The 21,141-nt window shown below is 61.7% G+C and carries 17 protein-coding genes; 10 read left to right on the top strand and 7 right to left on the bottom strand.

Going from position 1 to position 21,141, the window contains the following annotated elements; all coding sequences use genetic code 11:
* Positions 1-80: 80 nt before the first annotated feature.
* Positions 81-1,937 (top strand): DUF2264 domain-containing protein, encoded by a 1,857-nt coding sequence (locus tag G9X68_RS09260; protein ID WP_171602102.1) that lies wholly within the window; start codon positions 81-83, stop codon positions 1,935-1,937.
* The gene (locus G9X68_RS09255) at positions 1,934-2,944 is read left to right on the top strand and encodes a hydroxyacid dehydrogenase (RefSeq protein ID WP_171602101.1); all 1,011 of its coding nucleotides are present in this window, start codon (positions 1,934-1,936) and stop codon (positions 2,942-2,944) included. The genes G9X68_RS09260 and G9X68_RS09255 overlap by 4 nt, the downstream gene beginning before the upstream one ends.
* A gap of 35 nt (positions 2,945-2,979) precedes the next feature.
* Here the strand turns inward: G9X68_RS09255 and G9X68_RS09250 are convergent, their stop codons facing one another.
* The 5 genes from G9X68_RS09250 to G9X68_RS09230 all read right to left on the bottom strand — a co-directional run bounded on the left by G9X68_RS09250 (position 2,980) and on the right by G9X68_RS09230 (position 8,392).
* A complete protein-coding gene (locus G9X68_RS09250) occupies positions 2,980-4,257 on the bottom strand; it encodes a Gfo/Idh/MocA family protein (RefSeq protein WP_171602100.1) in 1,278 nt (425 codons plus the stop codon).
* Positions 4,258-4,299: 42 nt separating this feature from the next.
* Positions 4,300-5,130: a sugar phosphate isomerase/epimerase family protein gene (locus tag G9X68_RS09245; protein WP_171602099.1), complete on the bottom strand. Its 831-nt coding sequence runs from the start codon at positions 5,128-5,130 to the stop codon at positions 4,300-4,302.
* A gap of 137 nt (positions 5,131-5,267) precedes the next feature.
* On the bottom strand, positions 5,268-6,431 hold the full coding sequence (locus tag G9X68_RS09240; protein ID WP_171602098.1) for a DUF993 family protein: 1,164 nt from the start codon (positions 6,429-6,431) through the stop codon (positions 5,268-5,270).
* Between the two features lie 3 nt (positions 6,432-6,434).
* Positions 6,435-7,583 (bottom strand): Gfo/Idh/MocA family protein, encoded by a 1,149-nt coding sequence (locus tag G9X68_RS09235; RefSeq protein WP_020052297.1) that lies wholly within the window; start codon positions 7,581-7,583, stop codon positions 6,435-6,437.
* A 131-nt stretch (positions 7,584-7,714) separates the two neighbouring features.
* Positions 7,715-8,392 (bottom strand): TetR/AcrR family transcriptional regulator, encoded by a 678-nt coding sequence (locus G9X68_RS09230; RefSeq protein WP_138332054.1) that lies wholly within the window; start codon positions 8,390-8,392, stop codon positions 7,715-7,717.
* Between the two features lie 198 nt (positions 8,393-8,590).
* On the opposite strand from G9X68_RS09230, the gene G9X68_RS09225 reads away from it, so the two are divergent.
* From G9X68_RS09225 to G9X68_RS09195, 7 genes are all read left to right on the top strand, one after another.
* Entirely contained in the window at positions 8,591-9,877 is a 1,287-nt protein-coding gene (locus G9X68_RS09225) for an ABC transporter substrate-binding protein (protein ID WP_171602097.1), read from the top strand.
* Between the two features lie 6 nt (positions 9,878-9,883).
* A complete protein-coding gene (locus G9X68_RS09220) occupies positions 9,884-10,843 on the top strand; it encodes a carbohydrate ABC transporter permease (protein ID WP_171602096.1) in 960 nt (319 codons plus the stop codon).
* Entirely contained in the window at positions 10,836-11,723 is an 888-nt protein-coding gene (locus G9X68_RS09215; protein ID WP_138332056.1) for a carbohydrate ABC transporter permease, read from the top strand. Before G9X68_RS09220 ends, G9X68_RS09215 begins: the two co-directional genes overlap by 8 nt.
* On the top strand, positions 11,723-12,820 hold the full coding sequence (locus tag G9X68_RS09210) for a Gfo/Idh/MocA family protein (protein ID WP_171602095.1): 1,098 nt from the start codon (positions 11,723-11,725) through the stop codon (positions 12,818-12,820). The genes G9X68_RS09215 and G9X68_RS09210 overlap by 1 nt, the downstream gene beginning before the upstream one ends.
* A 32-nt stretch (positions 12,821-12,852) precedes the next feature.
* Complete coding sequence (locus tag G9X68_RS09205; protein ID WP_171602094.1) at positions 12,853-13,929, top strand: ABC transporter ATP-binding protein; 1,077 nt, start codon at positions 12,853-12,855, stop codon at positions 13,927-13,929.
* A 62-nt stretch (positions 13,930-13,991) separates the two neighbouring features.
* Complete coding sequence (locus tag G9X68_RS09200; protein ID WP_171602093.1) at positions 13,992-14,870, top strand: choline/ethanolamine kinase family protein; 879 nt, start codon at positions 13,992-13,994, stop codon at positions 14,868-14,870.
* Positions 14,867-17,317, top strand: a complete 2,451-nt coding sequence (locus tag G9X68_RS09195) for a GcvT family protein (protein WP_171602092.1) — start codon at positions 14,867-14,869, stop codon at positions 17,315-17,317. The genes G9X68_RS09200 and G9X68_RS09195 overlap by 4 nt, the downstream gene beginning before the upstream one ends.
* Before the next feature lie 252 nt (positions 17,318-17,569).
* Here the strand turns inward: G9X68_RS09195 and G9X68_RS09190 are convergent, their stop codons facing one another.
* A complete protein-coding gene (locus G9X68_RS09190; protein ID WP_171602091.1) occupies positions 17,570-19,027 on the bottom strand; it encodes a mannitol dehydrogenase family protein in 1,458 nt (485 codons plus the stop codon).
* Positions 19,024-20,439, bottom strand: coding sequence for a glucuronate isomerase (uxaC, locus tag G9X68_RS09185; RefSeq protein ID WP_171602090.1), 1,416 nt, complete (start codon positions 20,437-20,439; stop codon positions 19,024-19,026). The genes G9X68_RS09190 and uxaC overlap by 4 nt, the downstream gene beginning before the upstream one ends.
* Positions 20,440-20,889: 450 nt before the next feature.
* Between uxaC and G9X68_RS09180 the strand changes: the two genes are divergently transcribed.
* Positions 20,890-21,099, top strand: coding sequence for a SlyX family protein (locus tag G9X68_RS09180; RefSeq protein WP_168312057.1), 210 nt, complete (start codon positions 20,890-20,892; stop codon positions 21,097-21,099).
* Positions 21,100-21,141 lie beyond the last annotated feature (42 nt).

Genomic DNA, 21,141 nt, shown 5'->3' with positions numbered 1-21,141 from the left:
TTATATAGTTAGAGCATGATGTCGTCCGAAAACCGCTCACACTTTTCGGCATCATGCTCTAGAACCCGTGAGTGATGCCGATGACCCATGATCCCGCCAGCGCCAACCCGCTCGCCGGCAATCCGCTGGAAACCCGCGCCGATATGAGCCGCGCCCTGCTTGCGCTCTTCGATCCGCTGCTTGCCTGTTTCTCGAAGGGCAATGCCCGCGTCACACTCAATGGCGGCGGCGCCCATTTCGACCGGGCGGCCGCCTATCTCGAAGGGTTCGCCCGCCCGCTCTGGGGATTGGCGCCGTTTGGCGCCGGCAACGGCGACTTCGCCCACTGGCATCGTTTCGCCGAGGGTCTTGCAAACGGCACGGACCCCGCCCATCCCGAATATTGGGGAACGGTCAATGGCCGCGATCAGCGGATGGTCGAGCTTGCCGCTCTCGGTTTTGCCCTGGCGCTGGTGCCGGAAAAGATCTGGGAGCCGCTCGATGCGCCCGCCCGCGGCAATGTCGTCGCCTATCTCAAACATGTCAGGCAGTTCGATTATGCCGACAACAATTGGAAATTCTTCCGGATCTTTGTCGATATCGCGCTCGATCGCCTCGGCGCCGATTTCGACCGCAGCCTGACACGGCAATATCTGGAGGAGCTTGAAGGCTTCTATATCGGCGACGGCTGGTATCGCGATGGAAATGTGCGCCGTATCGACCACTATATTCCCTTCGCCATGCATTTCTATGGCCTGATCTATTCGAAACTCGTCGACGACGATTATGCAAAGCGCTACCGCGAGCGCGCGGTCCTCTTCGCCCGGGATTTCCGGCATTGGTTTGCCGCTGACGGGGCGACGATCCCCTTCGGCCGCAGCCTGACCTATCGTTTCGCCTGCGCTGGCTTCTGGTCGGCGCTTGCCTTTGCCGATCTCGAGGCTCTGCCCTGGGGCGAGGTCAAGCATCTCTGCCTGCAGCATCTGCGCTGGTGGAAGGATAAGCCGATTGCAGATCGAGACGGCGTGCTGTCGATCGGTTTCGGCTATCCGAACCTGCTGATGTCGGAGAGTTACAATTCCGCCGGCTCGCCCTACTGGGCCTTCAAGGCCTTCCTGCCGCTGGCGATCGCTGAGGATCACCCGTTCTGGACGGCGAAGGAAAAATTGCCGGAGCAAGCACCTGACATCGTCTCCCAGCGTCATCCCGGCATGGTGATCATGCGCGCAGGCGGCGATGTCGTGGCGCTGTCTTCCGGCCAGGAAAACCTGCAGATGCGGTGCGGCACGGAAAAATACGCGAAGTTCGCTTATTCCGCCCGCTACGGCTTCAGCGTCGAGGCCGATGAGCGCGCCTTTGCGCTTGCCGCCTTCGATTCAGCGCTTGCCTTCAGCGATGACGGCCTGCACTACCGCGTGCGCGAAACGAATGAAGAAGCCAAGCTCGCAGGCGAGGTGCTGTTTGCGAAATGGTCGCCTTTTGCCGATGTCGACGTCGAAACCTGGCTCGTGCCCGCCGCACCCTGGCATATCCGCCTCCATAGGATCAGGACAAGCCGGCCGCTACGGATTGCCGAAGGCGGATTTGCCATCGGCCGCCGGGACTTCGAGCTGGATACGCTGTCGGCTTCGGATGGGATTGCCTATGCGGTCGGCGAAGCCGATTTCACCGGCATTCTCGATCTCGGCTCTTCGGTCAAACGTTCGGGTATTGTCCAGAAGGCAATGCCCAACACCAATGTGATCGTTGCAAAAACCCTGGTGCCGCAGCTGCGCGGGCAGATTCCGCCCGGTGAAACCATCCTGGTGACGGCAGTGCTGGCGCTTGACGATCCCGCTGCCGTCTCGTCTGCCTGGACGAGACCGCCGAAAGCGCCCGACATCGCAACGCTGGAAGCCTTGGTGCGGGAAAAGGGCGTGACAGTCAGCGCCATCGAAGCGCCCGGACAAATGCCATGAGCCAGCCGGCCATTATCCTTGCCATGCAACCGTCGCGCACCGAGCACGTCCTGCCGGATGAAGTCCTGCGCCGGCTGGACGGCATCGGTCGCCTGCTGGATTCCAAGCCGCTGCAGCGCTTCGACGACGAGCGTGCGAGACGTCTGCTGGCCCAAGCCGAAATCCTGATCACCGGCTGGGGCGGGCCCTATGTCGGGCCTGAAATCCCCACTGCTGCGCCGCATCTCAAGCTCATCGTCCATGCGGCGGGTACGGTCAAGGGTCTCATCGACGACGCAATCTTTGAAGCCGGTATCCTGGTCAGCCATTCGGCCGAGGCCAACGCCGTGCCGGTGGCCGAATTCACGCTGGCGGCGATCATCTTCGCCGGCAAGCGTGTTTTCCGTTTCCGCGATCTTTACGTCGCCGACCGCAACCGCAACCGGACCTATCCGATGCAGCGCGAAGCGATCGGAAACTACCGCCGCACCGTTGGCATCGTCGGCGCTTCGCGCATCGGGCGGCGCGTGATCGAACTGTTGAAACCCTTCGACTATAGGCTGTTGCTCTCCGATCCGACGCTTGATGCCGCCGAGGCAGCCGGCCTCGGAACGGAAAAGGTCGATCTCGACGAATTGATGCGGCAAGCCGATATCGTTTCCCTGCATGCGCCGTCGCTGCCGTCGACACAGCATATGATTGATGCGCGAAGGCTGTCGCTGATGAAGGACGGCGCGACGCTCATCAACACGGCGCGCGGCATTCTCATCGATGAGGCCGCCTTGCTTTCGGTGCTCAAGACCGGCCGTATCGACGCGGTCCTCGATGTCACCGATCCGGAGATCCCGGAGGCGGGTTCTGCTTTCTATGATTTGCCGAACGTCTTTCTGACGCCGCATATCGCCGGCGCCATCGGGCTGGAACGGGCGCGCCTCGGCGAGATGGCGGTGGACGAGATAGAGCGCTTCATGACCGGCCAGCCGCTGCTCTACCAGATCCACCAGGCAAATCTCGAAAACATCGCCTGATGCCTGCCTCGCCGAGCGGGCTCATGCGGCTGGCATCAGCGCGACGTCCTCAGCGAATTTGGCGAACCATCATTGGCAAGTTCGGGCATGAGATCGGCAATGTTGACCACCTTGCCGGTGCGCGAGCTCGTCAGCGCGGCAATGCCGCAGAGCACCGACATGGCGCCGGCCCGCGTGCCGGCCCGCTGGGCAAGCTTGTCTTCCATTTCGGGCTTGAAGATCATGTTGCGCATCCGGTCGTCGCCGCCGTAATGGCCGCCGGTGAAATGCGGAACGACGATGCGCTCCACAGCCTCCTTGCCGTTCGGGAAATTGCGGATGAGGAGGATCGTGTCCTCCTTCGGCTCTTCCCAGGGCTGGGCCTCATATTGACGAAGCTCGATCCGGCCTTTGGTGCCGTTGAAGGCAAGGTGATGGCCTTCGATCGGCTGGAAGGTGTTCAGTGAATAGGAGACGTGGACATTGTTGCGATAACGGAGCGACACCACCATCGTATCGGGAATGTCGATGTCCTCGCGGAAGACGCAGCCGTCTCGGAAGTAGCCGTCGATCTTCGAGGGATCCTCGTAGAGTGAATCGAGGAAGGGATCGGCCTCGAGATCGAGATAGTAGTCGCATTCTTGCGCGTGCGGACAGAGCTTGCAGCGCGGGCCGCGGAACGGGCCCTTGCGGCCGTAATTCTGCAGGTCGGCGAAAGAGGTGACGGCTTCGGGATCGCTGTCGAGATACCAGTTCAGCAGATCGAAATGATGCGTCGCCTTGTGGACGAACAGGCTGCCGGAATTTTCCGTATAGGCATGCCAGCGGCGGAAGTAGTCGGCGCCGTGCTTGGTGTTCAGATACCAATGAAAATCGACTGAGGTGACCCGGCCGATCTCGCCGGCATTCAGCAATTCCTTGATCTTCGCAGCCGTCGGCGCATAGCGATAGTTGAAGGACACGTCGACCCGGCGACCAGTGCGCTTTTCGGCATCCAGAATCCGGCGAATCTTTTCGACCGAGGTCGTCATTGGCTTTTCGGTAATGACGTCGATGCCGGACTCCAGCGCCCGCACGACGATATCGTCATGCGTATGGTCGGGCGTACAGACGATGACGAGATCCGGCTTCTGCTCGGCAAGCATCGAATCGATGTCTTCATAGAGCGGCGCATTGCTGCCGATCATGTTGCGGGCGCGCTCGCCGCGCAGCGAATTCTTCTCGACGATCGCGGTCAGGTCGACATGTTCGCGCCAGCCGGCAAGCAGATCCTTGCCCCACATGGTAGTGCCGCGGTTTCCCGTGCCGATCAGGGCAAAACGACGTTTCTCCATCGGATGATCCTCCTTTCATGCGTGATGAAACAAATACTGAAATCAGGCCTGGCAGCAGCTCCTAAAGCGCTCGACGCAGGTGGCGATCACTTCTTCGGCCGGGCGTTTCCACCAGTTTTCGGCCGAAAAGATCTCCACCTCCTGAGCGCCGAAGAAACCGGCGGCCTCCACCATCCGTCTTATGCCTTTGAGGTCGATCGCACCATCGCCCATCATGCCGCGGTCGAGCAGCATGTCCTTTGTCGGCACCAGCCAGTCGCAGATGTGATGGGCAAAGATGCGTCTCATGCGCCCGGCGCGGGCGATCTGGTTGGCAAGATCGGGATCCCACCAAACATGGTAGACATCGACCGCAACGCCGACCTCCTCCCCGAGTTGTTCGCACATATCGAGCGCCTGACCGAGCGTGTTCACGCAGGCGCGGTCGGCGGCATACATCGGATGCAGCGGTTCGATGGCGAGCTTCACGCCGGCAGCCTGCGCATGCGGCAAAACGGCGGCTATGCCGTCGAACACCATTCGGCGCGCGGCGACGATATCCTTCGAGCTGCCGGGCAGGCCGCCGACGACGAGCACGAGGCAATCGGCGGAAAACGCTGCCGCCTCATCGATGGCCCGCCTGTTGTCATCGAGGTTTTTCTGCCAGTCGCCATCGTTCGCCGCCGGGAAGAAGCCGCCGCGGCAAAGCCCGGTCAGCTTGATGCCGTTCGATTTGACGATATGCACCGCCTCGTCGAGACCGACCTTGGCGACCTGGTCGCGCCAGGGGGCGATCGCGGTGATGCCGTGTTTCAGGCAGATGTCGACGGCCTGCGCAAAACCGCATTGCTCGCGGATCGTCGCCAGGTTGATCGAAAGTCCTTCGACCTGCATGTCATCTTCCTCCCATCACTACAGCGCCGTGCGTCTCTTCAGATGCGCAAAGGGCGCTGTAGCACTTTGAATTGCTGCATAATTTTGTCCTCAAATCGGTTCCGACTTAAGGACAAAATTATGCAGCAGCCCGTGCTTCAGTTGACGCCGTGGACGGCAAGCACCTGTTTCATGCGTGTCGTTGCGAGTTCCGGATCGGCGAGAACCCGGGCCTTGTCGGCCAGGCGGAATTGTTCGGCCAGATGCGTCAGCGAGCGGGTGCTCTGCTGGCCGCCGACCATCACGAAATGATCCTGGAGGCCGTTGAGATAGGCGAGGAAGACGACGCCGGTTTTATAGAAGCGGGTCGGCGCCTTGAAGATGTGGCGCGATAGCGGCACGGTCGGCTCCAGCAGATCGAAGAATTCATGATTGCTCTTGCGGCCGAGCGCTTCGAGGGCTGCCGAGGCAGCCGGAGCGATCGCATCGAAAATGCCGAGCAGTGCGTCGGAATGGCCCGCTTCGTCGCCGGCGATCAGTTCGGCATAGTTGAAATCGTCGCCGGTATACATCCGCACGCCTTTCGGCAGCCGGCGGCGCATCGCCACTTCCTTCTCCTTGGAGAGCAGCGAGATTTTGATGCCGTCGACCTTGTCGGCATGGGCCTCGATCACCTCGAGGCAGGTGGACATGGCTTGAATATGATCACTGTTGCCCCAATAACCTTCAAGCGCCGGATCGAACATTTCGCCGAGCCAATGGATGATGACGGGTTCCTTGACCTGGCGAAGGATCCGGTCATAGACGCGGATATAGTCGTCCGGCCCTTTGGCGGCGGCGGCAAGCGCCCGGCTCGCCATCAGTATTATGCGGCCACCGGCCGCCTCCACCGTTTCGATCTGCTCCTCATAGGCCCTGAGGATCGTGTCGACGGTGACGTCGGGTCCCGGCGTCAGATGGTCGGTGCCGGCGCCGCAGGCGATCAGCGCGTCCTTGCGGCCGGCCGCCTCGGCAAGCGCCCGGCGGATCAGGTCACGCGCTTCCGGCCAGCCGAGGCCCATGCCGCGCTGCGCCGTATCCATCGCTTCGGCAACGCCGAGGCCGAGATCCCAGAGCCGGTGGCGGAAGGCGAGCGTCCGCTCCCAATCGATCGCCGGCGTCAGCCACGGATCGTTGTCGGCGAGCGGATCGGCGACGACATGGGCGGCGGCATAGGCGATGCGCGGAAAGGCCTTGGCGTCGCGCTTGGCGAGCGCGATCGGCGTGCCGGTCAGCGTGTAGGGAACGATCTTGCCGTCGAGAGGGAGATTGATCGTCGTCACGGCTCAGAACTCCAGTGCGGGAACATCGAGCCAGCGGCGTTCGGCCCAGGATTTCAGGCCGAGTTCGGCAAGCTGCACACCCTTGGCGCCGGCTTCCAGGCCATAGGGCCACGGCGCGTCTTCGACGACATGGCGGATGAACATTTCCCACTGCGCCTTGAAGCCGTTGTCGAAGGCCTGGGTATCCGGAACCTCGTCCCAGGTCTTGTAGAAGTCGATCGTCTGCGGCTGATCTGGGTTCCAGACCGGCTTCGGCGTGTTGACGCGGTGCTGGCTCCAGCATTTCGTCAGACCGGCGACGGCCGAACCATGCGTGCCGTCGACCTGGAAGGTGACGAGGTCGTCGCGGCGGACGCGAACGGCCCAGGAGGAATTGACCTGCGCGATCGCGCCGCCTTCGAGCTCGAAGGTCGCATAGGCCGCATCGTCGGTGTCGCAATCATAGGGCTTGCCCTGCTCGTCGATGCGGCGCGGAATATGCGTAGCACCGAGGCAGGAGACGGCTTTGACTTCGCCGAACAGATTATCGAGCACGTAGCGCCAGTGGCAAAGCATGTCGAGGATGATGCCGCCGCCATCGCCCTTGCGGTAGTTCCAGGAGGGGCGCTGGGCCGGCACGCCCCAATCGCCTTCGAAAACCCAGTAGCCGAATTCGCCGCGCACCGAGAGGATCTTGCCGAAGAAGCCGGAATCCCTGAGCAGCGCTAGCTTGCGCAGGCCGGGCAGGAAGAGTTTGTCCTGCACGACGCCATGCTTGAGGCCGGAGCCGCGCGCCTTGCGGGCAAGGTCGAGTGCCACCTGCAGATCGTCGGAGATCGGCTTTTCGCAATAGACATGCTTGCCGGCATCGAGCGCCTTGGACAGAAGCTCGGCACGCATCAGCGTCGTGCCGGCGTCGAAGAAGATCGTGTCGTCGGGATTGGCGAGCGCGGCATCGAGATCGGTCGACCAGCGCTTGATGTTATGCTTCTTCGCCAGCTCCTCCATCTTGGCGCCGTTGCGGCCGACGATAATCGGGTCGATCTCGAGTTTCTCACCCGATTTCAGTGTGATGCCGCCCTGATCGCGGAAGGCGAGAATCGAGCGCACCAGGTGCTGATTGTAACCCATGCGGCCGGTGACGCCGTGCAAGATGATCCCCAAGCGTGCCATTTTTTCCTCCCAGCAGATTTTTGCGGCGGGAGCGGGCATCCTCGTCCGGTCCTCCCGAGCCGGTAACTAAACAGTTACTTGATGGCAGAAGAGCAACGCGGCTGTCAATAGTCAAATCCGAATTTCGAGATTCAGCGCTTGATCGAGGTCAGTGTGACGTGGACGATATGCCTTTCCCAGGCATTGAGATGGGTCGGCTCGATCAAGTCGCGGCCGAAGATCGTCGAAAGCGTGTACTGGTTGGACAGGTAGAAATAACCGAGCGAGGCGATCGTCAGGTAGACATGCAGGGGATCGGCGGACTCGATGAAGACCCCCTGCTTTTTTCCCTGCTCGAGCACGTCCGAAAGCTCGCCGATCAGATGCGAATGCAGTTCCTTGAGCCGGACGGACTGGCGTAGCCAGCGGGCCCGATGCAGATTTTCCGTGCCGAGCAGGCTGAGGAATTCCGGATGCTGGAGGAAATAACGCCAGGTGAAGAGCGCCAGTTCGCTGATGCCTTCCTCGGGGCTGCGGTCGCCGATATGCAGCGCGCGCTCGGCGGTGCGGATGCCGACATAGGCCTCTTCGAGCACTCTGAGGTAGAGCTGCTCCTTGTCGCCGAAATAGTGATAGAGCATGCGCTTGTTGGTGCCGGCGCGCTCGGCGATGGCGTCGACACGAGCTCCGCCCATGCCGTTTTCGGCAAATTCCCGGGTTGCCGCGTCAAGGATAGCAGCGCGTGTCCGCTCCGGATCGCGTTGGGCCGTCCGTTCGGTAGATGGGCGCCGAGACCTTTTCTTTTCCCCATTCCCCCCGCTGTCGTTCATCTCTCCACCTCCGTCTCACATGTTGCGCTCATAAGCCTTCGGTGCGAAATTGTAAAAACCGAATTTCAAAGCCCCGCGAGCGACACCGCTTGACACGCTCGCTGCTTTGCCCGTAGCTTGTAACCAATTAGTTATTTATGCAAGGGTAACTAGGTTCGGAAGCGTGTGGAGGCGCTTCCCTTTGGAGGAGGAAAAGAAATGACATTCCGTGTAAGCAGACGTAATTTCGTCGCGGGAGGCGCCACGCTTCTCTCGCTCTCGGCGCTGGGCACCAGCGCTTTGGCACAGGAAAAGCGCTTGCGTCTCCTGTGGTGGGGGTCGCAGCCGCGCGCTGACCGCACCAACAAGGTATCGCAGCTCTATCAGTCGAAGAATTCGGGCACCTCGATCACCGGCGAATTCCTCGGCTGGGGCGATTACTGGCCGCGCCTTGCGACCCAGGTCGCCGGCCGCAACGCGCCCGATGTCATCCAGATGGACTATCGCTATATCGTCCAATATGCACGGCGCGGCGCGCTCGCCCCGCTCGAATCCTATATGCCGGCCAAGCTCAACCTCGACGATTTCGACAAGGCGCAGATCGAAGGCGGCAGCGTCGACGGTCATCTCTATGGCGTCAGCCTGGGCGCGAATTCGGCGGCTACGGTCCTGAACACCACCGCCTTCAAGGAGGCCGGCGTCGATCTGCCGACCCAGGCGACCACCTGGGAAGAGTTCGCCCGCATGGGTGCGGAGATCACCAAGGCAGGCAAACGCAAGGGCATGTTCGGCCTCGCCGACGGCAGCGGCGGCGAACCGTTGTTCGAAAACTGGCTGCGTCAGCGTGGCAAGGCGCTTTATACCGCCGACGGCAAGATCGCCTTCGACGTGGACGATGCCTCCGAATGGTACGACATGTGGGCCAAGTTCCGTGAGGCCGGGGCCTGTGTTCCTGCCGATATCCAGGCTCTCGACAAGAACGATATCGAAACCAACACGGTCTCGCTCGGCAAGTCGGCCGCCGGTTTTGCCCATTCCAACCAGTTCGTCGCCTATCAGGCAATGAACAAGGACAAGCTGGCTCTGACCAACTACATGCGCATCAAGCCGGAATCGAAGGGCGGCCACTATCGCAAGCCTTCGATGTTCTTCTCAGTTTCCGCCCAGTCGAAAGCCGTGGATATGGCCGTGGACTACGTCAATTTCTTCGTCAAGAACCCCGAAGCAGCGCTGCTTCTGGATGTCGAACGCGGCATTCCGGAATCGAGCGCCATGCGCGAGGTCGTCGCGGCAAAGCTTGATGAGAACGGCAAGGTGGCATTGGCCTATGTCAGCGGCCTTGGCGAACTCGCCGGCAAATTGCCGCCGCCGCCGCCGGCCGGCGCCGGTGAAGGTGAGCTGATGTTACGCAACATCGCCGAACAGGTCGGCTTCGGACAGCTGTCCCCCTCCGACGGCGGCAAACAGCTTGTCGCTGAAATCACGCAGATTCTCGCACGAGGCTGATCCCGTATGAGCAATGCGATGCGCACGCCCGCAGGGGCCATCAATGTGGAAAGATATCAGGGGGCCGTGGCCGAAGGACGCTTCAAGCGTCTCTGGAATGCCAATGCTCCCGGCTATCTCTTCCTTCTTCCATGGCTCATCGGCTTTTTCGGGCTGACGCTCGGGCCGGCCCTGATTTCGCTCTACCTTTCCTTCACCGACTTCGACATGCTTCAGTCGCCGCGGTGGGTGGGAATGGCGAATTACGTGCGCATCGCCACGGCGGATCCGAAATTCTCGGCCGCCATGCATGTCACCCTGACCTATGTCGTCTTCTCGGTGCCGTTCAAGCTGACCTTCGCATTGCTGGTCGCCATGGCGCTGAACCGCGGCCTGCGCGGGCTGTCGGTCTATCGTGCCATCTTCTATCTGCCGTCACTGCTGGGCGGCAGCGTGGCGATCGCCGTGCTCTGGCGTCAGCTTTTCGCCAGCGATGGCCTCGTCAATGCCGCGCTTTCGTATTTCGGTATCGAAGGTCCGAGCTGGATCTCGCATCCGAACTATTCGATTTATACGCTGGTGGCGCTGTCCGTCTGGCAGTTCGGCTCGCCGATGATTATTTTCCTGGCCGGCCTGCGCCAGATCCCGCAGGATATGTATGAGGCCGCGAGCCTCGACGGCGCCTCCAAGTTCCGGCAATTCTACAAGATCACGCTGCCGCTTCTGACGCCGGTGATCTTTTTCAATGCCGTCGTCCAGACGATTGATGCCTTCAAGGCCTTCACGCCGGCTTTTATCATTTCCGGCGGCACCGGCGGTCCGATCAACTCGACGCTGTTCTACACGCTCTACCTCTATCAGGAAGCCTTCGGCAATTTCCGCATGGGCTATGCCTCGGCGCTTGCCTGGATCCTGGTGGTGATCATCGCGATCTTCACCGCCTTCTCCTTCCTGACCTCGCGTTATTGGGTGCACTACGATGACTGAGATGACCGCTTCCGTCACTGCGGCCAGGCCGCCATCCGACATCACCAAACGCAGCCTGCCGGCGTCGCTCATCATCCACGCCCTGCTGATCGCCGCTTCGCTCCTCATGCTCTATCCGCTGTTATGGATGGTTTCGGCATCGGTCAGGCCGGAAACGGAGATCTTCTCGTCGACCTCGCTCATCCCGTCGTCGATCGATTTCTCGTCCTATGCGCGCGGTTGGGTCGGCCTCGATGTCAGCTTCGGCCGGTTCTTCTGGAATTCGCTGGTCATCTCGGTGCTGGTCGTAACGGGCAATGTCATCGCCTGTTCGCTGACGGCTTTCGCCTTTGCGCGGCTGCGTTTTGCCGGCCGGAATTTCTGGTTCGCGATCATGCTCGGCACGTTGATGATCCCCTATCACGTGACGCTGATCCCGCAATATGTGCTCTTTCTCGATCTCGGCTGGGTCAACACCATCCTGCCGCTTGTCGTGCCGAAGTTCCTGGCAAGCGATGCCTTCTTCATCTTCCTGATGGTGCAGTTCTTCCGCGGCATCCCGCGCGAGTTGGACGAGGCGGCGATGATGGATGGCTGCAGCGCGTGGCGCATCTACTGGAAGATCATGCTGCCGCTGTCGCTGCCGGTGCTGGCAACGGCTGCGATCTTCTCCTTCATCTGGACCTGGGACGATTTCTTCGGCCCGCTGATCTACCTGAACGACATGAACACCTATACGATCCAGCTCGGCCTGCGCACCTTCGTCGACTCGACCAGCGCGTCGGATTGGGGCGGTTTGTTCGCCATGTCGACCCTGACGCTCGTGCCGGTGTTCTTCTTCTTCCTGTTCTTCCAGCGCCTGCTGATCGAGGGCATCGCCACGACGGGCATGAAGCGTTGATGGCGATGACGGGAAAGAGCGACATGAGCATCAGGACGGTCGCGATCGTTGGCTGCGGTATCGGCCGCTCCCATATCGTCGAGGGTTACCTGCCGCATGCCGACAAGTTCAAGGTCGTGGCGATCTGCGACCTGAACGAGCAGCGCATGGCAGCGGTCGGCGACGAGTTCGGCATCGAACGGCGCACCACCTCTTTTGCGGAACTGCTGGCCGACGACACGATCGACATCATCGATATCTGCACCCCTCCCGGCATCCATCTGGAACAGGTGGTCGCAGCACTTGCCGCCGGTAAACATGTCGTCTGCGAAAAGCCGCTGACGGGCTCGCTTGCCGCCGTCGATACCATCATGGCAGCGGAAAAGATCGCTAAAGGCGTGCTGATGCCGATCTTCCAGTACCGTTACGGCGACGGCATTCAGAAGGCCAAGCGGATCATCGACGCCGGTATTGCCGGCAAGCCCTATACCGCTTCGGTCGAAACCTTCTGGCTGCGCAAGCCGGAATATTACGCCGTGCCTTGGCGCGGCAAATGGGCGACGGAACTCGGCGGCGTTCTCGTCACCCATGCGCTGCACCTGCACGACATGCTGATGCATCTGATGGGTCCGGCGGCAAGGGTCTTTGGCCGCGTCGCCACCCGCGTCAACGATATCGAGGTCGAGGACTGTGCCTCCGCCAGCCTGCTGATGGAAAACGGCGCCTTTGTCTCGCTTTCCTGCACGCTTGGGTCGCAGGAACAGATTAGCCGGCTCAGGCTGCACTTCGAGAATGTCACTTTCGAAAGCAGCCACGAGCCCTATACGCCCGGCAAGGACCCCTGGAAGATCATCGCCGCAAATGACGACGTCCGGGAGCAGATCGACAAGGTGGTTGGCGACTGGCAGCCGGTCGCGCCGCGTTTCACCACGCAGATGGGCCAGTTCCACGCTTTCCTTAGCGGCCATGCGCCGCTGCCGGTGACGACAAAGGACGCCCGCCGCGCGCTGGAACTCGTCACCGCCATCTACCAGTCTTCCGACAGCGGCGCCGACGTGCCGCTGCCGGTCGGTCCCGATAGTCCGAAATACGCCGATTGGCGCGCAAGAACGAAGTAACCGACAAAATAAAAAGAGAGGGTTTTGAGAAGATGGCAACCAGTGTCGTTCTTCAGAAGGTCGAGAAGCGCTACGGCGCGATGGATGTGATCCATGGCATCGACCTGACGATCGATCCCGGCGAATTCGTCGTTTTCGTCGGCCCCTCCGGCTGCGGAAAATCGACCCTTCTGCGCATGATTGCCGGCCTCGAGGAGATTTCGGGCGGCGCGCTGCTGCTCGACAGCGAGCGCATGAACGAGGTGGCGCCGGCCAAGCGCGGCATCGCCATGGTTTTCCAGTCCTACGCGCTCTATCCCCATATGTCGGTCTACAAGAACCTCGCCTTCGGCCTGGAGACGGCAGGTTACAAGAAGGCCGAGATCCAGCCGAAGGTGAAGCGCGCCGCCGAAATCCTGCAGATCGAGAAGCTGTTGGAGCGCAAGCCGAAGGCGCTCTCCGGCGGCCAGCGCCAGCGTGTCGCCATCGGCCGGGCCATCGTGCGTGAGCCGCGCATCTTCCTGTTCGACGAGCCCTTGTCGAACCTCGATGCCGAACTGCGTGTGCAGATGCGCGTCGAGATCTCCCGCCTGCACCGCAGCCTCGGCAATACGATGATCTATGTCACCCATGACCAGGTCGAAGCCATGACGATGGCGGACAAGATCGTGGTGTTGAATTCCGGCCGTATCGAGCAGGTCGGCGCGCCTCTCGATCTCTACAACAACCCGGCCAACCGCTTCGTCGCCGGCTTCATCGGCAGCCCGAAGATGAATTTCCTGAAGGCGCGCATCGAGCAGGTCGGCGAGACCGAAACTAGCATCCATGTCTGCGGCAATTCTGTCCGCCTGCCGCGCCGGCTGAGAGGCGAGGCGGGAGAGGAGGTCACCTTCGGCATCCGTCCCGAGCATCTTTCGCTGGCCGAAGGCGCAATCACGCTCTCGACCGTCAACGTCGATCTCGTCGAAAATCTCGGCGGCGCCACCATGCTTTACACCACGACGCCGGATAACCAGCTCTTGACCGTCGCACTCGACGGACAGCAGAAGGTGGAACGCGGCGCCAATGTGAAGGCTTCCTTCGATCCGGCCCGCTGCCACGTCTTCGATGCCGCCGGCAAGACGATCTAATCCCGCTGCTTGACAGCCGATCCCCCTCTGCCCCATCATTTCCAGAGGGCAAGGGGGATAGCATGACGCCTGAAGATAGGATTCATGCGCTCGGCATCTGGCAGGGCCCGATCGACATTTCGCCGATAGCAGGCGGCATCACCAATCGGAACTATCTGGTCAGCGATGCCGTCGCGCGTTGCGTGGTGAGACTCGGCACCGATATCCCGATCCATCACATCAACAGGCAGAACGAGCTTGCCGCAAGCCTTGCGGCGCATGCGGCCGGCATTTCGCCAGCGGTCATCCACCATTCGCCGGGCGTGCTGGTGCTCGAATACATCGAGGCGAGCGCGCTTTCGCCGGAGGATATCAGGGCGCCACAAATGCTGGCCCGGGTCTTGCCACTGGTCCGTGCCTGCCATCGCGACATCGCCCGGCATTTCCGCGGTCAGGCGATGATCTTCTGGGTCTTCCACGTCATCCGCGATTACGCCGCCAATCTGAAGGCGTCGGAGAGCGCCTATCTTCCTCTGCTGCCGGGGCTCGTCGGCCGGGCAGAGACGCTGGAAGAGGCGGCAGGACCTTTCGAGATCGCCTTCGGCCACAACGACCTGCTGGCAGCCAACTTTCTCGATGACGGCAAGCGGCTCTGGCTGATCGACTGGGACTATGCCGGTTTCAACACGCCGCTTTTCGATCTTGGCGGATTGGCCTCCAACAATGAACTCTCGCAAGCGGCCGAGCGCACGATGCTGGAGACCTATTTCGACCGGCCGCTGACCGATGATCTCGCCACGCGCTATGCCGCGATGAAATGTGCCTCGCTGCTGCGCGAGACGCTCTGGAGCATGATTTCGGAAATTCATTCCAGCATCGATTTCGATTACGCCGGCTATACGGCCGAAAATCTCGCGCGCTTCGAACGCGCCTGTCAAGCCTTTGAACGGGATCATAAATGACGAAGGAATTACCGAAGACGGCGAAAGCCGTGGTCATCGGCGGCGGCATCATCGGCTGCTCGACAGCCTATCATCTTGGCAAGCTCGGCTGGACCGATACCGTGCTGCTGGAGCGCAAGAAGCTTACCTCGGGCACCACCTTCCATGCCGCCGGCCTCGTCGGCCAGCTGCGCACCAACGCCAACATCACCCAGCTTCTCGGCTATTCCGTCGATCTCTACAAGCGGCTGGAGGCGGAAACGGGTCTCGGCACCGGCTGGAAGATGAATGGCGGCCTGCGCCTTGCCTGCAACGAGGAACGCTGGACCGAGGTCCGCCGCCAGGCGACCACCGCCCAGTCCTTCGGCCTCGAAATGCAATTGCTGACCCCGCAGGAAGCCTTCGATCTCTGGCCGCTGATGACGGTCGACGATCTCGTCGGCGCTGCCTTCCTTCCGACCGACGGCCAGGCCAATCCCTCCGACATCACCCAGGCGCTGGCCAAGGGCGCCCGCATGTCAGGCGTTTCGATCTTCGAGGATACCGAAGTCCTCGACCTTGAAATCGACAAGGGGGAGATTCGTGCCGTCGTTACGGCGCAAGGGCGCATCGAATGCGAGCGTGTCGTCGTCTGTGCCGGCCAATGGACGCGCGCCTTCGCCGCCCGCTTCGGCGTCAACGTGCCCCTGGTTTCCGTCGAGCACCAATACATCATCACCGAATCCTTCGGCGTGCCCTCCAACCTGCCGACGCTACGCGATCCCGATCGGCTGACCTATTATAAGGAAGAGGTCGGCGGCATCGTCATGGGCGGCTACGAGCCGAATCCCATCCCCTGGGCGAAAAACGGTATCCCCGACGGTTTCCACTACACGCTGCTGGACAGTAATTTCGACCATTTCGAGCAGATCATGGAACAGGCGCTCGGCCGCGTTCCGGCGCTGGAAAATGTCGGCGTCAAGCAGCTGCTGAACGGCCCGGAAAGCTTTACGCCGGATGGTAACTTCATTCTCGGCGAGGCCCCGGAGCTGAAGAATTTCTTCGTCGGCGCTGGTTTCAACGCCTTCGGAATCGCCTCGGCCGGCGGCGCCGGCATGGCGCTGGCCGAATGGGTGACGAAGGGCGAACCGCCTTATGATCTATGGCCGGTCGATATCCGCCGTTTCGGCCGGCCGCATTTCGATACCGACTGGGTGCGGACACGCACGCTCGAAGCCTATGGCAAACATTACACCATGGCTTGGCCGTTCGAGGAACATTCGAGCGGCCGCCCCTGCCGCAAATCGCCGCTCTATGACCGGCTGAAGGCGCAGGGCGCCTGTTTCGGCGAAAAGCTCGGCTGGGAACGGCCGAACTGGTTTGCCGATCTCTTCGCCAACGAGGAGCCGAAGGATATCTACAGCTACGGCCGCCAGAATTGGTTCGACGCCGTTGGCCGCGAACACAAGGCGGTGCGCGAAGCGGCCGTCATCTTCGACCAGACGTCCTTTGCCAAATTCGTGCTGAAGGGCAGGGATGCCGAGGCAGCCTTGTCCTGGATCGCCTCCAACGATGTCGCAAGGCCTGTGGGATCGCTCGTTTACACACAGATGCTCAACGACAAGGGCGGCATCGAATGTGATGTGACGGTCGCCCGCATCGCCGAGAACGAATATTACGTCGTCACCGGTACCGGTTTCGCCACCCATGACTTCGACTGGATCGCACGCAATATCCCGGCGGCGATGCATGCCGAGCTGGTCGACGTCACATCCGCCTATTCCGTGCTGTCGCTGATGGGACCGAATTCCCGCGCCGTGCTGGAAAAAGTGACGGGCAGCGACGTCTCGAATGCGGCCTTCCCCTTCGGCAAGGTCAGGACCATCGGCATTGCAGGCTGCCCGGTGCGGGCGCTGCGCATCACCTATGTCGGTGAGCTCGGCTACGAACTGCATATTCCCATTGAATATGCGACCACGGTCTACGATGTGCTGATGGCATCAGGCGGTGAGCTCGGCCTCGTCAATGCCGGCTACCGTGCCATCGAGAGCTGCCGCCTGGAAAAGGGTTATCGCGCCTGGGGGTCGGATATCGGTCCCGACCATACGCCTGTTGAAGCCGGTCTCGGCTGGGCGGTGAAGACGCGGAAGAATATTCCCTTCCGCGGCCGTGAGGCGATCGAGCGGCAGCTTTCGGGAGGCGTCAGGAAGCGCCTTGCCTGCTTCATTCCCGAGGATGCGGATGCCGTGCTGCTCGGCCGCGAAACGATCTATCGCGACGGCAAGCGCGTCGGCTGGCTGTCGAGTGGCGGCTTCGGTTATACGCTGGGCAAGCCGATTGGCTACGGCTATGTCCGCAACCCCGAGGGGGTGACGGAAGATTTCGTCCTCTCCGGCACCTATGAGCTTGATGTCGCGCGGGAACGCATCCCCTGCAAGGTATCGCTGTCGCCGCTCTACGATCCCGATATGGCGCGGGTGAAGGCCTGACAACACAGGTGACCCGGGAGAGGGTGTACAGTGTGGTACCCCCTCTGCCCTGCTGATCTCCCCCACAGGTGGGGAGATCAGCAGGAGGTTGGATCATCGTTTCCTCTCTACTGTATTGGGAATCGTCCTACCTTCATTGTTTGGGGAAGCCATCTCGCCCATCCGATCTCCCCCCTTGTGGGGGAGATGCCCGGCAGGGCAGAGGGGGGTACCGCATGGCACACCCTCTCTTTCGCCAGCAAGCTCCAAGCCTCAAAACAGCGGCAACCGGTCGTCCTGGATCAGGATCTCCAGCTTGTCAGCCACATCCTGCGTCCACGCCCGGTGGCCTGTCAAAGCCGCCGGGAAAAGTCCGGGAAGGGTAAAGAGAGCCGCCGAGATCGCCAGGCCGGTGCGCGGGACATCGGCGATGAGGGCGGCGATTTCGGCGGCGCGGGGATCGCGCAGTTCATAGCGCTCGCCGTTGCCGTGCTCGCCGATCGCATAACGCATCCATGCCGCAACGGCGATCGCATAGGTCTCCGCCCGGTCGCCACGGGCCAGCGCCTCGCATGCCGGCTCCAGCAGCCGCTGCGGCAGTTTCTGCGTGCCGTCCATGGCGATCTGATAGGTGCGGTGTGCGATCGCCTTGTTTGCAAAGCGCGCTATCAATTCATTGGCGTAGGCATCGAGATCGATGCCGGGCACAGCGTCGAGCGTTCTGGCGGCCGCATGCATATGCCGGTAGGCCAGTGCTGCCAGGCCGGTATCGTCCATCACGTCGCGGATGAATTCATAGCCGCCGATATAACCGAGATAGGCAAGCAGCGAATGCGCGCCGTTCAGCATCCGCAGCTTCATTTTCTCGTAGGAGGAGACCTCCTCGACCATCAGTGCGCCGCGCACCTTTTCCCAGGCCGGCCGGCCATTGGCGAAATGGTCTTCGATGACCCATTGCGTAAAGGGTTCGGTCTCGATCGCCGCCATATCCGTGCGGCCCGTCAGCCGTTCGGCATCGGCATAGGTCGCCTCGGTGCTGGCCGGCGTGATGCGGTCGACCATGGTCGACGGGAAGGGCACATTCGCCTCGATCCAGCGATGCAGGTCGGGATCTATGCGGGAGGTGAATTCCAGCACCAGGCGCTTCAGCACCGCGCCGTTGCTCGGCAGGTTGTCGCAGCTCAGCGGCGTGAAGGGCGCGATGCCCTTCTGCCGGCGGCGCGCGAGGCCTTCGACGAGATAGCCGATGACGCCGCGCGGCGCATGCCGGTTGGCAAGGTCGGCGACGATATCGGGGTGTTTCAGGTCGAGGCCGCCGGTTGCGGGATCGAAACCATAGGCCTTTTCCGTCACCGTCATGCTGACGATGCGGATATCGGGGTCTTCGAACCGCGCCAGCAGGCCGGCCGGATCGCGCGGCGCCACATGTGCCTTCAGGATCGAGCCGACCACCTCAGCCGTCGTGCCTGAGGTATCGCGGATCAGCGTCGTATAGAGCCCGTTCTGGGCGCTCAGATTGTCGGCGACATCGGGCGTGCGCAGGCTTGCCACCTCGATGCCCCAGTCGCCGCCTGCGGCTGCGAGCGCGCCGTCCGTGAAGGGTGCGAAATGGGCGCGGAAGAAAGCGCCCGGGCCGAGATGCAGGATGCCGGCCTTCAGCGCATTCCTGTCATAGGCGGGAAGTTTCGCCGTCGGCGCGAGGCCGGTCAGGTTTTGTAGTCTATCGCTCACAGCTTGTAGGCCTTTTTCGCATTGTCATAGGAGAGTTCGCGCGCGACGATCTCGGCGTCCTTCTTGGAAATCCGGTGCTCGGCGGCGAGCTGGGCGAGGAAGCGGCAGACTTCGCGGCGCCAGACGTCATGACGCGCCGGGATCGATAGCAGCGCCCGCGTATCGTCGTTGAATCCCGCCATATTGGCAAAACCCGCCGTCTCCACAACCTGGTCGAGGTAACGGCGGATGCCGAGCGGGCTGTCGTGGAACCACCATGGCGGGCCGATCATCAGGCAGGGCCAATGGCCAGCCATCGGCGCCAGCTCGCGTGCATAGGTCGTCTCGTCGAGCGTGAAGAGCAGCACACGCAAACCCGGTGCGTGACCATATTTTGATAGCAGCGCATTCAAGCCGCCGACCCAGTCCGTGGGTGTGGGGATATCGGCGCCCATATTCGGGCCGCGGGTCGCAAACAGCCCGCTGTCGGTATTGCGTCGCGAGCCGGCATGGATCTGCATTACCATGCCGTCCTCGGCCGAAAGTCCGGCCATCTCGGTCATCATCTGGCCGCGGAAGAGCTCGGCATCCTCGGCCGAAAGCGGACCCTTCAGCGCCTTGTCGAGCAGCGCTTGTTTTTCCGCAAGCGGCAGATCTGATGTAAAGGCGGTAGGCACGCCGTGATCGGTCGCGGTGGCGCCGAACTGGCGGAAATAGGCGCGCCGGCGCCGATGCGCCTCGATAAGACCGTCCCAGCGTGTTACCTCAGTGCCGGTGATCTCTCCGAACTTGATGAGATTGTCGCGGAAGCCGACGGCATCGGGATCGGTGACGCTGTCCGGCCTGTAGGTGGTGCGCACCTTGCCGATCCAGCCGTCGGCCGCCATCTTCTGGTGATGCGCCAGAGGATCGAGCGCTCCATCCGTCGTCGCGATCGTTTCGATGCCGAATCGCTGATGCAGCGCCCGCGGGCGGAATTCCGGAAGGGCAAGCTGGGCATTGATATGATCGTAGAGCGCATCGGCATTGTCTGATGTCAGCGGCTCGGTGCAGCCGAGCACGGCCGACATCGCGTGGTCGACCCAGAGGCTCGAAGGCGTTCCGCGGAAAAGGTGGTAGTGCGCGGCAAAAGTCCGCCAGATCGCCCGCCCCTCAGCCACCGGCTTACCGTCGAGCCGTGGCACGCCGAGCTCGTCCAAGGTGACACCGACGCTATGCAGCATGCGGAAGAGATAGTGATCAGGAATGACCAGCAGCGAGGCCGCGTCTTCGAAGGGCTTGTCGTCGGCGAACCAGGAGGGTTCGGTATGCCCGTGCGGGCTGACGATCGGAAGATTGCGCACCGTCTCGTAGAGGTCTCGCGCGATGGTCCGTGTTGCCGGATCAGCCGGAAAAAGCCGGTCCGGATGAAGAAAGCCGTTTCCTGCATCCATCAGTATTCCTCCCAGATGGATAACGGCCTACCCCACAACATCAGGCACGGCAAGGTCTTTTAGTAACCAAACGGTACAGTTTTGCGCATGGCCGCGCCGGGCATGGAAAGCATTGACGAGGCGCCCTATTTCCGCTTTGCAGAACCATCTGTTCTGCCGGTTTCGGCAAAGGAGGATGTAGAGCCTTTCCGGGTTAGATTGAAGCATTCTGTTGGCTCAAACGGAGTCGGATGGTCGACCGGCCGGCGCGCGTCGTAGCCCGGCTCTACGGCCAAGCCGGCCGGTCGAGCAGGCGGCCCGTTTCAGCCAACCCGAAGGGCCGGGCATCTTTTCGCCAGGGCAAAGGCGATGGGCTCTGACGTACCAAGGGGTATGCCCTTCGCCAATCGCCTTTGCCCTGACGTAAACCTGCTCCGGCAGAATGCTGCAATCTAACCCGGAAAGGCTCTAATGTCCGACGAGACGAACCGCATCACCCGGCTGGAAGAAATGCTGGCCTACCAGGCAAAGACGATCGAAGAGCTTTCCGATCAGCTCGCCGAGCAATGGAAAACGGTCGAGCAGATGCGCACCAAGCTCGACCGGCTCACCGAACGTTTCCTGTCGCTGGAGGAGCAGTCGCTGGACGCGCCAGCGATCACCCGCCCGCCGCATTATTGACGACACGCGGCTGAATGCCGCGTGCCCTTCTCATTAGGATGG

It is taken from the genome of Rhizobium changzhiense, from assembly GCF_013087625.1.
Lineage (GTDB): Bacteria > Pseudomonadota > Alphaproteobacteria > Rhizobiales > Rhizobiaceae > Rhizobium > Rhizobium sophorae.
The sequence above is the reverse complement of the archived record's forward strand: the minus strand, read 5'-3'. Positions and strand labels throughout refer to the sequence as shown.